The following is a 13621-nucleotide window of genomic DNA, read 5'->3' as shown; positions in this document are numbered from 1 at the left end:
GATCATCGAGGTCGTCTACGGTTAACCCTGCAGCACAGTTGCAACGCACGGGTGATATCAATAGCGTGTCACCCGACGCCCATTAAGGAAGCCCATTGATGCCCGGTAAAACCGCAATAACTGGCAATGTGCATGCCCAACGTGGCTTTACCCGTTGGGCGGTACTGGTGGCATTGGTCATTGTCGGGCTGCTGGCCGTGGCAGTGGGGCCGCGCCTGTTCGGCGATGTGGCCCTGGCGGAAATTGCCACAGCCAAGGCCCAGGTGGCGGAACTGGGCAACGCGGTCGAGCAGTTTCACCAGGATACTGGCCGCTATCCCCGCGACGATGAGGGGTTGGACGCCTTGATCACGCAGCCCACCGGCGAGACGCGATGGAAGGGCCCCTACACCAGCGACGACTTGTTGACCGACCCATGGGGGGTTGCCTATCAGTACCACTACCCGCCAACCCAGGCCCAGACGCCCTTTGACCTGTTTTCGTTCGGCAAAGACCGTACCTTGGGTGGCGTCGGAGTTAACAAGGATATTACCTACGGCGACCACTGAATAATCTGGCATTACCCATCGACCTGATTAGAATGGCTCGTTCTGATCATCAATGACCAAAGCCGGTCCCCCGGCACATACAACAAAAACAGGTCTGGTCTCATATGCCTCTACCCTCGCTACGTTTCGGGGTAACGGCCAAGCAACTTGTGGTCCTGGTGACCGTGGTGTGTGTGGCTGCTTATCTCTTCAATAATCATGACGACGTAACGCCCGAAGCCCTTGCGCTTGAAGCCTTCATCCGCTCGCAAGAACAGGTCGGCGCGCAAGTGGGCGCGGTGCTGGAAGTGGCGTTGGTCAGGCAGGTCGTTGCACACCCCAGCTACAGCTCGGCGGGCTACACGCGTTCGATGTACGCCGTTGAGGGGGAGCGAGGACGCTTGATGGTGACGTTGAAGACAGTGGAGGGGGAGCCGGCGATCGAGGTGACCGAGATACGTCGTCCTTGATCACGCCCAGCCCAGTCAATGCCATCAATGGCCAGGACTGAGCAGGTCGGTAAGGCGAGATCTTACGACGCGAGGATAGTTTGCGATTCGCGCACGAGGATGGTGCCCGACTGAATCAACTTGAACTCATCGCCTTCCAGTTTCTCTACACGATCGCCAATGGCCAGCTTGTAGGTGGTGGTAGGTGCCGAGCCAGCCAGGTCGCCTTGCGCCGGGTTGGATTCCTGGAACTCATGCACCGAATACACGCGTCCTTCTGCGTCTCTGGCATGAAACTGTCCGACTAATACTGCTGCCATCTGTTTAGAACCTCTGGAGATAATCACTCGATTTGCGGTTCTGTAGACCGTCATGGAGCGGGGTAGTTTACCTACGTGGAAAAAATACTATTCGCTGATGCTTGAAGAGATGTCCTACGCGGATGGGTGTAAAGCAAACGCCGACAGGGTAATCAAAACCTTCTGGTGAACACGCCGCGAAGACTCTATAACTACTATCTCCTTTAGTCAGACGTCGGGAAAACCTCCATGAGCAAGGTCTACACGATTGCCGTCCTGGTTGGCAGCTTGAGAAAAGAGTCGATCAACCGCAAGGTTGCCCTGGCATTGGCCGAACTGGCCCCTGCCAACCTCACGTTGAACATTGTCGAAATTGGCGATTTGCCGCTCTACAACGAGGACATCGACGCAGGTGCACCGCCGGCAGCCTACAGTACTTTCCGTCAACAGGTGAGTTCATCCGACGCGGTGCTGTTCGTTACTCCCGAATACAACCGTTCGGTGCCTGCACCGCTGAAGAATGCCATTGACGTGGGTTCGCGCCCCTATGGCAAAAGCGCCTGGAGTGGCAAGCCGGGGGCAATCATCAGTGTGTCGCCGGGTGCCATCGGTGGTTTTGGTGCCAACCATCATCTGCGTCAGTCGTTGGTGTTCCTGGATGTGCCCTGCATGCAGCAGCCGGAAGCTTACCTGGGTGGGGCGGGGAGTGTGTTTGACGAGAATGGCAAGGTGTCGGAAAAGACCAGGCCGTTCCTGCAGGCGTTTATCGATGCCTATGGCCAGTGGGTAGCGAAGCAAAAAGCCTGACTTGGCAATGAGATAAAAGTGTGGGAGCGGGCTTGCTCGCGAATGCAATCTGTCAGTTGATAAATACATCGACTGACACTCCGCATTCGCGAGCAAGCCCGCTCCCACATTGGTTTAGCGTAGCCAGTTGGTTCGTGCTAGTTCTATGACCTCATCGCCACGCCCACTCATCACCGCCTTGAGCATGTACAGGCTGAACCCCTTGGCCTGCTCCAGCTTGATCGTCGGCGGCATCACCAGTTCCTGAGTCGCGGTCACCACGTCCACCAGCACCGGGCCATCATGCTCCAAGGCGCGGCGCAGGGCGGGCTCCAGGTCTTCGGATTGCTCCACGCGAATCCCCAGGATACCCATGGCATTGGACATGGCCGCAAAGTCCGGGTTTTTCAGTTCGGTGCCGGTGTCCAGATAGCCTGCGGCTTTCATCTCCATGGCGACAAAGCCCAGGGATGAGTTATCGAATACGACGACTTTCACCGGCAACTTCAACTGCGCCAATGAAATGAAGTCCCCCATCAACATGGCAAAACCACCGTCACCGGACATCGAGATCACTTGCCGACCGGGAAACGCCGCCTGGGCGCCAATTGCCTGGGGCATGGCATTGGCCATTGAACCGTGGTTGAACGAGCCGATCAGTCGACGTTTGCCATTCATTTTCAAATAGCGTGCGGCCCACACGGTTGGCGAGCCTACGTCGGCGGTGAAGATTGCATCATCGTCCGCCAATTCACTGAGCAGCCGCGCCACGTATTGGGGGTGGATCGGCCGATTGGCCTTGGACGGTTGCGCCAGGTCATCCAGGCCTTGGCGGGCTTTTTCGTAGTGCTTGAGTGATGTGTCGAGGAAGCTGCGGTCAGTCTTGCGGGTCAGGCGCAGGAGCAAGGCGTCGATGGTTTCGCCCACATCGGCGGCTATCCCCAGGTCAAGGGTGGCACGGCGTCCGAGGGCCTGCGGGTTGCGGTCGACCTGGATGATCTTCGCGTCGGTGGGATAGAACTGACGGTAAGGGAAATCCGTGCCGAGCATGATCAGCGTGTCGCAGTTGAGCATGGCGTGGTAGCCGGAGCTAAAACCGATCAGGCCGGTCATGCCCACGTCGAACGGGTTGTCCCATTCCACGTGTTCCTTGCCGCGCAATGCGTGCACCACAGGGGCGCCGAGTGCATCGGCCAAGGCCACCACTTGGTCGTGGGCGCCGGCACAGCCACTGCCGCACAGCAGCGTGACTTTCTGGCTGCTGTCGAGAAGCTCGGTGAGGCGCTGCAGGTCCTGCTCCGCCGGCAATGTGCGTGGCGCGTGCAGGGTGGGCCAAGGCTTGAGTTTGTCTTCCACCTCCAGCAACGATACGTCCCCTGGAATCACCACCACCGCTACGCCGCGATTGAGGATTGCCGAACGCATGGCGCGGTGCAGCACGTGGGGCATCTGTTCTGGGTTGGTCACCAGTTCGACGAAGTGGCTGCACTCCTTGAACAGCTCTTGGGGGTGAGTTTCCTGGAAGTAGTTCAGGCCGATCTCGGTGGACGGAATCTGGGCGGCGATTGCCAGCACCGGCACATGGTTGCGATGGCAGTCGAACAGGCCATTGATCAAGTGCAGGTTGCCCGGCCCGCAACTGCCGGCACACACCGTCAGTTCGCCGGTGGCGGCGGCTTCGGCACCGGCGGCGAACGCGGCGACTTCCTCGTGGCGCACGTGCATCCACTCGATGCTGTCCATGGTGCGCAGTGCGTCGGTGAGGCCGTTAAGGCTGTCGCCGGTCAGGCCCCAGATGCGCTTGATGCCCGCCTGTTCAAGGGTGGTCGCCAGCTGCTGGGCCAGGTTGATTTTCGCCATGAAGAACTCCAATCGTCAGTGAGGTTAAAAACTGCTGATCAATAGGGGACAGTTCGATCACGGCGAATGCTCCGCCTTTAATGTGAAGATTGCGTCATGGCTGCGCGGTACTGGCGGGTGCGTCGAGCGATAAACCATTGATCGCGCACCAGTGCCACGCACGGCGCAACCTTGGCCTTGGGCAAATGGCCAAGGCTGAGTCGCCGCATCTGGTAGCGCACCACGGCGAGCACGGCGAGGGAGGCCAGGGGTTTGCGCTTCCAGTCGATGGGCTTGAGTTGCGGGTTGGGGTCGCGCCCCTCGCGCCAATGCTGGATCAATTGCGGCTCCAGCGTCAGCGCCGTGGCGATACCGGCCATGGCGACGCCGCTGTCCAGCACCTGTTGCACGACAGGCAGGCGGCGGATACCGCCGGTGACCATCACCGGCATCTTGGCGACAGTCGCCAGTTGGCTGGCAAACTCCAGGAAGTAGGCCTCGCGGGCCAATGTACGGCCGTCCCGCGCGTCGCCTTGCATGGCCGGCGCTTCGTAACTACCGCCGGACAATTCCAGCAAGTCGATGGGCAATGGGTTGAGCATCTCGACCACGGCGCGGGCATCGGCCTCTTCAAAACCGCCACGCTGGAAGTCCGCCGAGTTGAGCTTGACCGCTACGCAGAACGACGGGCTGACGCTGGCGCGCACGGCCTGGATCACTTCCAGCAGCAAGCGCGCACGGTTTTCCAGGGAACCACCCCAGCGGTCGGTGCGTTGGTTACTCAACGGCGAGAGGAACTGACTGAGCAAGTAACCATGCGCACCGTGGATCTGCACGCCGGTGAAACCGGCCTTTTCAGCCAGGCGTGCGCTGGTGGCGAAACGCTGGATCACGTCCTGGATATCGTCTTCGGTCATGGCTTTGGGTTTGGCAAACATCTTCGAGAAGCCGCCCAGGTCGAGGGCGACCGCGGAAGGTGCCACGGCTTGCTGGCGCAAATTGGCGGGCGTCTGGCGACCCGGGTGACTGAGCTGTACCCAAAAGTGCACGGGCTTACCCCGCGTTACATCGGCCCATTCGCGAAAACGCTGCAATTGCTGTTCGTCTTCAAGCGCTACGCCGCCAGGGCTGGTCATGGCGCGACGATCAATCATCACGTTGCCGGTGATCAACAGGCCGGGCTCACCGTCGGCCCAGGCTTTGTACAACTGCTTCAATGCGCGGGACGGTGCTTGCTGCGCGTCCGCCATGTTCTCTTCCATCGCCGCCTTGGCGATGCGATTGGAAAGGACCTGGCCATTGGGCAGTTGCAAGGCTTCAAAGGGTGACATGGGTTGACTCCTGAGCGGGGGAGGCCTCAGGCTAAGCTTAAAGTTAACTTTAATGTCAAGCAGGCGTTGCGATGAATATTGGTGAGCTGGCGAAACAAAGCGGGTTGGCGGCCTCGCGTATCCGGTTTTATGAAGCCGAAGGCTTGATCAGCCAAGTGGGGCGACAGGCCAACGGTTATCGTCGTTACTCGACGGAAGCGTTGCAGACCTTGCAACTGATCCAGAGTGCGCAGCAGGCCGGTTTTACCCTGCAGGAACTCAAGGCGTTGATGCCGGCACCGGGGGAGCACAAGCGCGAGGAGTTGATTGAGGCGTTGGAGCGCAAGGTCGAGCAGATCGAACAGATGCAAGCGCAGCTGGCCCACAGCAGGGCCCAGCTGCTGGGTGTGATCGAAGCGGTGCGGGCGCAGCCCGAAGGTGTGCCGTGCAGCATGGGGCAGAAGCAAGTGTTGGCGTCGATCAAACTCAACCCATAAAAAAACCCTGGCATGCCAGGGTTTTTCGTAAGCGAGTGCTTAGCGACGACGGAACAGCGGCAACGGTTCATCCGTTGCGGCCTGGTACGTCACCGAGAAGTCCTTGAGGCTTTCCAACGCTTCGTACGGGTCTTTGTCGGCGCGCAGGGCGAAGGCATCGAACCCGCAGCGGCGCAGGTAGAACAGTTGGTCGCGCAGCACATCGCCAATTGCGCGCAGCTCGCCCTTGTAACCATAACGGTCACGCAGCAGGCGGGCGTTGGAGTAGTTGCGACCGTCGGTGAAGGCCGGGAAGTTCAGCGCGATGACTTGGAAATGCTCCACGTCGGCGCCGATTTCTTCGGCTTCTTCATCGGCGTCCAACCACACACCCAGGCCGCCGTCGCGGGCCTTGAGGGCGTGGCCATGTTCGCGCCACAACGCCAACGGTACGATCAGGTCATCGCAGTTGGAAATGCCGTCGAAGCTCGCGTCCTTGGGCAGCAGGTGCCAGGTTTCGTCGAGGACTTCGTTGTTCTTAATGATTCGCTGCATAGACGCGCTCCTTGAACAGGTCAATGCCGATGCGCTGGTAGGTGTCGATGAAACGCTCATCTTCGGTGCGCTGTTCGATGTACACATCAATCAGTTTGCCGATCACCTCGGGCATGGCTTCCTGGGCGAAGGACGGGCCGAGGATCTTGCCCAGGCTCGCATCGCGGCTGGCGCTGCCACCCAGGGACACTTGGTAGAATTCTTCGCCTTTCTTGTCCACGCCCAGGATGCCGATGTGGCCGACGTGGTGGTGACCACAGGCGTTCATGCAACCGGAGATGTTCAGGTCCAGCTCGCCAATGTCGAACAGGTAGTCCAGGTCGTCGAAACGGCGCTGGATCGATTCGGCAATCGGGATCGACTTGGCGTTGGCCAGGGAGCAGAAGTCGCCACCCGGGCAGCAGATGATGTCGGTCAGCAGGCCGATATTCGGCGTGGCGAAACCGCCTTCGCGCAGTTCGCCCCACAGGGTGAACAGTTGGCTCTGCTCAACGTCCGCCAGAATGATGTTCTGCTCGTGGGAAGTGCGCAGTTGGCCGAAGCTGTAGCGATCGGCCAGGTCGGCGACAGCATCCAGCTGCTTGTCGGTGATATCGCCTGGGGCAACACCGGTCGGTTTCAGCGACAGGGTCACGGCAACGTAGCCTGGCTTCTTGTGGGCCAGGGTGTTGCGGCCACGCCAGCGGGCAAAACCTGGGTGTTCCAGGTCGAGGGCTGCGAGCTCCGCGTCCTGATTGCTCAGGGCCTTGTACTCAGGGTCGACGAAGTGCTTGGCGACGCGGTGTACTTCGGCTTCGGTCAGGGTGGTCTGGCCGCCGCGCAGGTGTTCCATCTCGGCGTCGACCTTCTGGGCGAACACCTCAGGGGTCAGTGCCTTGACCAGGATCTTGATCCGGGCCTTGTACTTGTTGTCACGACGGCCATAGCGGTTGTAGACCCGCAGGATGGCGTCGAGGTAGCTCAACAGGTCCTGCCACGGCAGGAACTCGTTGATGAAGGCGCCGACCACCGGGGTACGGCCAAGGCCGCCACCCACCAAGACACGGAAACCCAACTCGCCCGCTTCGTTGTACACCGGCTCCAGGCCGATATCGTGTACTTCGATGGCCGCACGGTCCGAGGTCGAGCCATTGATGGCGATCTTGAACTTACGTGGCAGGTAGGCGAACTCCGGGTGGAAGGTGGTCCACTGACGGACGATTTCGCACCACGGGCGTGGGTCGATCAACTCGTCGGCGGCAACGCCAGCGAATTGATCGGTGGTCACGTTGCGCAGGCAGTTACCGCTGGTCTGAATGGCGTGCATCTGCACGGTGGCCAGTTCAGCCAGGATATCCGGCACATCTTCCAGCGCCGGCCAGTTGAACTGCACGTTCTGGCGGGTACTGATGTGGGCATAACCCTTGTCGAAGTCTCGGGCAATCTTGGCCATCATGCGCGTCTGGCGAGCAGTCAGTTGGCCATAGGGAACGGCAACCCGCAGCATCGGCGCAAAGCGCTGAACATAAAGGCCATTTTGCAGGCGCAGAGGGCGGAACTCTTCTTCGCTCAGTTCACCTGCTAGGTAGCGTCGGGTCTGATCACGGAACTGCTTGACGCGGTCCTCGATGATGCGCTGATCGTATTCGTCGTATACGTACATATAGGTCCTGTTCTCGGCAAATCTGCGCGCACGGCCGCGCACTCCCAACGGAGCCGGCGCACGATACCAGTTTGCGTTTATGCGCAAAAGTGATGTTTGAGTATATGCAAATAACCAAATTGACTAATGAGACTGATTCTCGCGATACCCACATTTGTCACGCGGACAATCATGAACTTTACTGTGATCGAGTCTTGATGCAGTCACCTATAAAACCGATAAGAGGCGATGCGATGAGCAATTCAACCAAAGCCCGTAAACCCGACAGTACCGTGGACGCCTGGGCCATTCTGTTCCTGATAATCCTGGTGGTGGGAACTGCGGTGTTCTGGGTTAGCCACCAATAAAACTGGCTGATTGAGCCTCGATTGACTGTCGCAATGCCACTATCATGGCGGTCAATACTCAAGGCTTGAACACCATGTTGAAGGTTCTGATTACGTGTATGTGGTTGCTGGGGGCGGCGTACGGAGCGATGGCTCACGCGACGTCGGTGGTGTTTCTCAACCCTGGCATGTCGACGGAAACCTTCTGGGTCAGTTACGCGCAATTCATGCAGGCCGCCGCCAAGGACCTCGGCCTGGATTTGCGCGTGCGCTACTCCGAGCGCGATGCACATACAACGTTGGCCCAGGCCCGCGAAGCGCTACAAGGCAGTAGTCGGCCCGATTACCTGGTGCTGGTGAACGAGCAATACGTCGCGCCGCAGATCCTGCGGATGGCCCAGGGCAGTGGGGTCAAGTTAATGATCGTCAACAACGCGTTGACCACCGACCAAGTGCAATTGCTCGGCAAGGACGCCACTTGGGTTGGCAGCCTAGTGGCCAACGACGAAGACGCCGGCTACCTGATGCTAACCGACCTGCTGCGCCAGCACGGCCAGCTCGCGCCTGGCCAGTCCATTGACCTGCTGGCGTTCTCCGGCGTCAAGAACACCCCCGCCGCGCAGTTGCGGGAGCAAGGCTTGCACCGTGCATTGGCCGAGCATCCCGAAGTGCGCCTGCGCCAGTTGGTATACGGGGAGTGGAGCCGCCAACGGGCGCTCGAGCAAGCCGCGCAGCTGTTCAATCGCTACCCGCAAACCGCGTTAGTCTGGTCAGCCAACGACGAGATGGCGCTGGGTGCCATGCAGGCGTTGCAAGAGGCGGGGCGGGTGCCGGGCAAAGACGCGTTGTTCAGTGCGGTCAACAGCCCTCCAGAAGTGTTGCAAGCGCGCCTGGATGGGCGGCTGACAACGTTGGTCGCAGGGCATTTCACCCTGGGCGGGTGGGCGATGGTGTTGATCAACGATGATGCCAAGGGCCTGGACATCGGCGCGTTAGGGGGACGGGACCGCAAAGAGGCCTTGTTCCAGCTGATCGATGCCGCCCAGGCACGACGTTTACTGCAGCCAATGACTCCCGTGGACTTTCGCGCGTTGTCCGCAGTGGGCAAGCCGGCATCCTATCGCTATCCGTTCAGCCTGCAGCTGTTGCTGCGCTAGACGCCGGCAACGTGCAGCACCAACTGCACAATGCCGAATAGCGTGAGTGCAAATACCGCCGTGAACACAATACCCAGGATCACAAAGTGGCTGGGCTTGCCGTGGGTAAAGTCGCGGGCGCGGTTCTTGCCACTCTGCACGCCAAAGGCGGCGGCCATGACGCTGTGGAGCATCTGCCAGAAGGTAGGGGGCTTGTTGTTGACTGGATCGTCCATACATCCCTCGACACAAGGTGTGTGAGAGACAGCATAGCCGACGTGTAGTGAGCTGGCTTGCCCCGCGTTGGGTGGCGAAGCCACCCCAAATCCAGACACCTCGGTATTCCTGAAACACCGCGATGTTTGGGTTTAGGGCGGCTTCGCCACCCAGCGCGGGGCAAGCCCGCTCACTACAGAAGCGGCGGTGTCGGCGGGTTAGTTGTCGTACCCCAGGTTCGGCGCCAGCCAACGCTCGGTCACGCTCAAGTCCTGGCCTTTGCGCGCGGTGTAGCTCGCCACCTGGTCCTTGTCGACCTTGCCCACGGCAAAGTACTGCGCCTGTGGGTGGGCGAAGTACCAGCCGCTGACGGCCGCGGCCGGGAACATCGCGTAGTGCTCGGTGAGGAACACGCCGCTGCGGCCGGCTTGCATTTCGCGGGCTTCGGGATCGAGCAATTGGAACAACGCGCCTTTCTCGGTGTGGTCCGGGCACGCGGGGTAGCCGGGGGCAGGGCGGATGCCGCTGTACTGCTCCTTGATCAGCGCCTCGTTGTCCAGTTGCTCGTCCTTGGCGTAACCCCAGTAGTCTTTACGCACTTGCTGGTGCAGCCACTCGGCGCAGGCTTCGGCCAGGCGGTCGGCCAGGGCCTTGACCATGATCGAGTTGTAGTCGTCGCCCGCGTCCTGGTAAGCCTTGGCCACTTCTTCGGCGCCGATGCCGGCGGTGGTGATAAAACCACCGATGTAGTCGGTCACGCCGCTGTCCTTGGGCGCCACGAAGTCGGCCAGGGAAAAGTTCGGCTTGCCGTCGGTCTTGATGATCTGCTGGCGCAAGTGATGCAGCTTGGCAATTGGCTGGCCATCGTCGCCGTAGACTTCCAGGTCATCATCCTGCACTTGGTTGGTCGGCCAGAAACCGAACACTGCACGTGCACTGATGAGTTTTTCATCGATCAGCTTGGCGAGCATTTCCTGGGCGTCGGCGTACAGCGCGGTGGCGGCTTCACCGACCACTTCGTCCTCGAGGATGCGTGGGAATTTGCCCGCCAGGTCCCAGGAAATAAAGAACGGCGTCCAGTCGATGTACTCGGCCAGCACCTTGAGGTCGATATTGTCCAGCACCTTGGCACCGGTAAAGGTTGGCGTGACCGGGGTGTAGGTGCTCCAGTCGAACTGCGGTTTCTTGGCGATGGCCGCCGGGTAGCTCAGGCGTTCGGTACGGGCGCTGCGGTTGGCGGTGCGCTCACGCACTTCCACGTATTCCTCGCGGGTACGTTCCACAAAGCCAGCTTTGAGTTCCTTGGACAGCAGTTGGGTGGCAACGCCGACCGCGCGGGAGGCGTCGGTGACATACACCACGGCATCGTTGCTGTACTTGGGCTCGATCTTCACCGCCGTGTGGGCCTTGGAAGTGGTGGCGCCACCGATCATCAGCGGCAGGTGGAAGTCCTGGCGCTGCATTTCACGGGCTACGTGCACCATTTCATCCAGGGAAGGCGTAATCAGGCCGGACAGCCCGATGATGTCGCACTTCTGCTCCTTGGCCACCTGCAGGATCTTCTCAGCCGGCACCATCACGCCCAAATCGACGATGTCATAGCCGTTGCAACCCAGCACCACGCCGACAATGTTCTTGCCGATGTCATGCACGTCGCCTTTTACGGTGGCCATCAGGATCTTGCCCTTGGCTTCCGGCTTGTCGCCTTTTTCCAGCTCGATGAACGGGATCAAGTGGGCCACGGCCTGCTTCATCACTCGGGCAGACTTCACCACTTGCGGCAGGAACATTTTGCCCGCGCCAAACAGGTCGCCGACGATGTTCATGCCAGACATCAGCGGGCCTTCGATCACTTCGATCGGGCGCGCGAACGACTGGCGGGACTCCTCGGTGTCTTCGACGATGTGGGTAGTGATGCCCTTGACCAGCGCGTGTTCCAGGCGCTTGTTCACTTCCCAGCCGCGCCATTCTTCGGTCTCGGCTTCTTTTACGCTGCCGTCGCCCTTGTACTTGTCGGCGATGGCGAGGAGGGCGTCGGTGCCTTCCGGGGTGCGGTTAAGAACCACGTCTTCCACGGCGTCACGCAGCTCGGCCGGGATCTGGTCGTAGATCTCCAGCTGGCCAGCGTTGACGATGCCCATGGTCAAGCCATTGCGGATCGCGTACAGCAGGAACACCGAGTGGATCGCTTCACGCACCGGGTTGTTGCCCCGGAACGAGAACGACACGTTGGACACGCCGCCGGAGCTCAGCGCGTACGGCAGCTCGTCACGGATGTAGGCACAGGCATTGATGAAGTCGACGGCGTAGTTGTTGTGCTCTTCGATACCGGTGGCGACCGCGAAGATGTTCGGGTCGAAGATGATGTCTTCCGGGGGGAAGCCGACTTCGTTCACCAGGATGTCGTAGGAGCGTTTGCAGATCTCCTTCTTGCGCGCTTCGGTGTCGGCCTGGCCAGCTTCATCGAAGGCCATTACCACCACGGCAGCGCCATAGCGCTTGCACAGCTTGGCGTGGTGAATGAACTGCTCCACACCTTCCTTCATGCTGATGGAGTTGACGATGCCCTTGCCCTGGATGCACTTGAGGCCGGCCTCGATCACGTCCCACTTGGAGGAGTCGATCATGATCGGCACACGGGAGATGTCCGGCTCGCCGGCAATCAGGTTGAGGAAGGTCACCATGGCCTTCTTCGAATCCAGCATCCCTTCGTCCATGTTGATGTCGATCACCTGGGCGCCGGCTTCCACCTGCTGCAGGGCGACTTCCAGGGCTTCGGTGTAGTTGTCTTCACGGATCAGGCGGGCGAACTTGGCAGAGCCGGTGATGTTGGTACGTTCGCCGACGTTGACGAACAACGAGCTGCGATCGATGGTGAACGGCTCCAGGCCCGACAGGCGGCAGGCCTTCGGGATATCCGGGATCACGCGCGGCGCATAACCGGCCACGGCCTTGGCGATGGCTTCGATGTGGCCCGGCGTGGTGCCGCAGCAGCCGCCGACGATGTTGAGGAAGCCGCTCTGCGCGAATTCTTCGATGACCTTGGCGGTTTCCGAGGGCAGTTCGTCGTACTCGCCGAATTCGTTGGGCAGTCCGGCGTTCGGGTGTGCGGAGACGTGGGTGTTGGCCTTGTTCGACAACTCTTCCAGGTACGGGCGCAGCTCGCTGGCGCCCAGGGCGCAGTTCAGGCCTACGGAAATCGGCTTGGCGTGGGCAACCGAGTTCCAGAACGCTTCGGTGGTCTGGCCCGACAGGGTACGGCCGGAGGCGTCGGTGATGGTGCCGGAGATCATGATCGGCAGTTCGATGTTCAGTTCTTCGAACACGCCTTGCACGGCGAATATTGCGGCCTTGGCGTTGAGGGTGTCGAAGATGGTCTCGATCAGGATCAGGTCGGCGCCGCCCTCGATCAGGCCTTTGGTGGCTTCGGTGTAGTTTTCCACCAGCTCATCGAAGGTCACGTTGCGGTAGCCAGGGTTGTTCACATCGGGCGACAGCGAGCACGTGCGGCTGGTTGGGCCGAGCACGCCAGCGACAAAGCGCGGCTTGTCGGGGTTTTCCAGGGTCTTGGCGTCGGCAATCTTGCGCGCCAGGCGTGCGCCTTCTACGTTTAATTCGTAGGCCAGTTCTTCCATGCCGTAGTCGGCCATGGAAATGCGGGTGGCGTTGAAGGTGTTGGTTTCGAGGATGTCGGCACCGGCATCCAGGTAAGCTTTCTCGATGCCGCCGATCACGTCGGGACGAGTGATCACCAGCAGGTCGTTGTTACCCTTGACGTCACTTGGCCAGTCGGCGAAGCGTTTGCCACGGTAGTCGACTTCTTCCAGTTTGTAGCTCTGGATCATCGTGCCCATACCGCCGTCGAGGATCAGGATACGGTCCTTGAGGGCTTGATGAAGGGCTTGCAGACGAACGCTACGATCGGACATGGGACTACTCTGGTCAGGCATTTCGGAGGGCGTGAATCATAGCAAACCTGTGCCGATTTAGAGCATGTGCAGGTTTTGCATGAATATCGTTCATGTTGTTCAAGGGTGTGGCCCGGTAGAATCACCGGCAA

At 60.1% G+C, this 13621-nt stretch carries 12 protein-coding genes; 5 read left to right on the top strand and 7 right to left on the bottom strand.

Annotation, left to right across the window (positions count from 1 at the left end):
• Nucleotides 1–98: 98 nt before the first annotated feature.
• A complete protein-coding gene (gene gspG, locus HF257_RS26865; protein WP_185708992.1) occupies nt 99–548 on the top strand; it encodes a type II secretion system major pseudopilin GspG in 450 nt (149 codons plus the stop codon).
• 104 nt (nt 549–652) lie between these two features.
• Nucleotides 653–997: a hypothetical protein gene (locus HF257_RS26860; RefSeq protein WP_185708993.1), complete on the top strand. Its 345-nt coding sequence runs from the start codon at nt 653–655 to the stop codon at nt 995–997.
• A 62-nt stretch (nt 998–1059) separates the two neighbouring features.
• On the opposite strand, the gene HF257_RS26855 is transcribed toward HF257_RS26860, so the two are convergent.
• The gene (locus tag HF257_RS26855) at nt 1060–1296 is read right to left on the bottom strand and encodes a hypothetical protein (protein WP_185708994.1); all 237 of its coding nucleotides are present in this window, start codon (nt 1294–1296) and stop codon (nt 1060–1062) included.
• Between the two features lie 228 nt (nt 1297–1524).
• Between HF257_RS26855 and HF257_RS26850 the strand changes: the two genes are divergently transcribed.
• Nucleotides 1525–2082, top strand: a complete 558-nt coding sequence (locus tag HF257_RS26850) for an NADPH-dependent FMN reductase (RefSeq protein WP_185708995.1) — start codon at nt 1525–1527, stop codon at nt 2080–2082.
• A gap of 114 nt (nt 2083–2196) precedes the next feature.
• Here the strand turns inward: HF257_RS26850 and poxB are convergent, their stop codons facing one another.
• The gene (gene poxB, locus HF257_RS26845; RefSeq protein ID WP_185708996.1) at nt 2197–3921 is read right to left on the bottom strand and encodes a ubiquinone-dependent pyruvate dehydrogenase; all 1725 of its coding nucleotides are present in this window, start codon (nt 3919–3921) and stop codon (nt 2197–2199) included.
• A gap of 77 nt (nt 3922–3998) precedes the next feature.
• Nucleotides 3999–5231, bottom strand: a complete 1233-nt coding sequence (locus tag HF257_RS26840) for an NADH:flavin oxidoreductase/NADH oxidase family protein (protein ID WP_185708997.1) — start codon at nt 5229–5231, stop codon at nt 3999–4001.
• Nucleotides 5232–5302: 71 nt separating this feature from the next.
• On the opposite strand from HF257_RS26840, the gene HF257_RS26835 reads away from it, so the two are divergent.
• Nucleotides 5303–5707, top strand: a complete 405-nt coding sequence (locus HF257_RS26835; protein WP_185708998.1) for a MerR family transcriptional regulator — start codon at nt 5303–5305, stop codon at nt 5705–5707.
• Between the two features lie 39 nt (nt 5708–5746).
• On the opposite strand, the gene HF257_RS26830 is transcribed toward HF257_RS26835, so the two are convergent.
• Nucleotides 5747–6241 carry a DUF934 domain-containing protein gene (locus HF257_RS26830; protein WP_003235539.1) on the bottom strand — a complete coding sequence of 165 codons (495 nt, stop codon included), beginning with the start codon at nt 6239–6241 and terminating at the stop codon, nt 5747–5749.
• Nucleotides 6225–7883: a nitrite/sulfite reductase gene (locus HF257_RS26825; protein ID WP_185708999.1), complete on the bottom strand. Its 1659-nt coding sequence runs from the start codon at nt 7881–7883 to the stop codon at nt 6225–6227. Before HF257_RS26825 ends, HF257_RS26830 begins: the two co-directional genes overlap by 17 nt.
• A gap of 421 nt (nt 7884–8304) precedes the next feature.
• On the opposite strand from HF257_RS26825, the gene HF257_RS26820 reads away from it, so the two are divergent.
• Nucleotides 8305–9366, top strand: coding sequence for an ABC transporter substrate-binding protein (locus HF257_RS26820; protein ID WP_185709000.1), 1062 nt, complete (start codon nt 8305–8307; stop codon nt 9364–9366).
• Here the strand turns inward: HF257_RS26820 and HF257_RS26815 are convergent.
• Both HF257_RS26815 and metH read right to left on the bottom strand, forming a co-directional pair.
• On the bottom strand, nt 9363–9581 hold the full coding sequence (locus tag HF257_RS26815; RefSeq protein ID WP_185709001.1) for a DUF2970 domain-containing protein: 219 nt from the start codon (nt 9579–9581) through the stop codon (nt 9363–9365). The two genes, HF257_RS26820 and HF257_RS26815, sit on opposite strands and share 4 nt — an antisense overlap.
• Nucleotides 9582–9779: 198 nt before the next feature.
• Nucleotides 9780–13490: a methionine synthase gene (gene metH, locus HF257_RS26810; RefSeq protein ID WP_185709002.1), complete on the bottom strand. Its 3711-nt coding sequence runs from the start codon at nt 13488–13490 to the stop codon at nt 9780–9782.
• Nucleotides 13491–13621 lie beyond the last annotated feature (131 nt).

The organism is Pseudomonas cremoris, assembly GCF_014230465.1.
This window is presented reverse-complemented; position numbering and strand designations above follow the sequence as displayed.

Coding starts and splice junctions, on each gene's coding strand:
- gspG (WP_185708992.1), top strand. CDS start 99: ATGCCCGGTAAAACCGCAATAACTGGCAATGTGCATGCCCAACGTGGC.
- HF257_RS26860 (WP_185708993.1), top strand. CDS start 653: ATGCCTCTACCCTCGCTACGTTTCGGGGTAACGGCCAAGCAACTTGTG.
- HF257_RS26855 (WP_185708994.1), bottom strand. CDS start 1,296: ATGGCAGCAGTATTAGTCGGACAGTTTCATGCCAGAGACGCAGAAGGA.
- HF257_RS26850 (WP_185708995.1), top strand. CDS start 1,525: ATGAGCAAGGTCTACACGATTGCCGTCCTGGTTGGCAGCTTGAGAAAA.
- poxB (WP_185708996.1), bottom strand. CDS start 3,921: ATGGCGAAAATCAACCTGGCCCAGCAGCTGGCGACCACCCTTGAACAG.
- HF257_RS26840 (WP_185708997.1), bottom strand. CDS start 5,231: ATGTCACCCTTTGAAGCCTTGCAACTGCCCAATGGCCAGGTCCTTTCC.
- HF257_RS26835 (WP_185708998.1), top strand. CDS start 5,303: ATGAATATTGGTGAGCTGGCGAAACAAAGCGGGTTGGCGGCCTCGCGT.
- HF257_RS26830 (WP_003235539.1), bottom strand. CDS start 6,241: ATGCAGCGAATCATTAAGAACAACGAAGTCCTCGACGAAACCTGGCAC.
- HF257_RS26825 (WP_185708999.1), bottom strand. CDS start 7,883: ATGTACGTATACGACGAATACGATCAGCGCATCATCGAGGACCGCGTC.
- HF257_RS26820 (WP_185709000.1), top strand. CDS start 8,305: ATGTTGAAGGTTCTGATTACGTGTATGTGGTTGCTGGGGGCGGCGTAC.
- HF257_RS26815 (WP_185709001.1), bottom strand. CDS start 9,581: ATGGACGATCCAGTCAACAACAAGCCCCCTACCTTCTGGCAGATGCTC.
- metH (WP_185709002.1), bottom strand. CDS start 13,490: ATGTCCGATCGTAGCGTTCGTCTGCAAGCCCTTCATCAAGCCCTCAAG.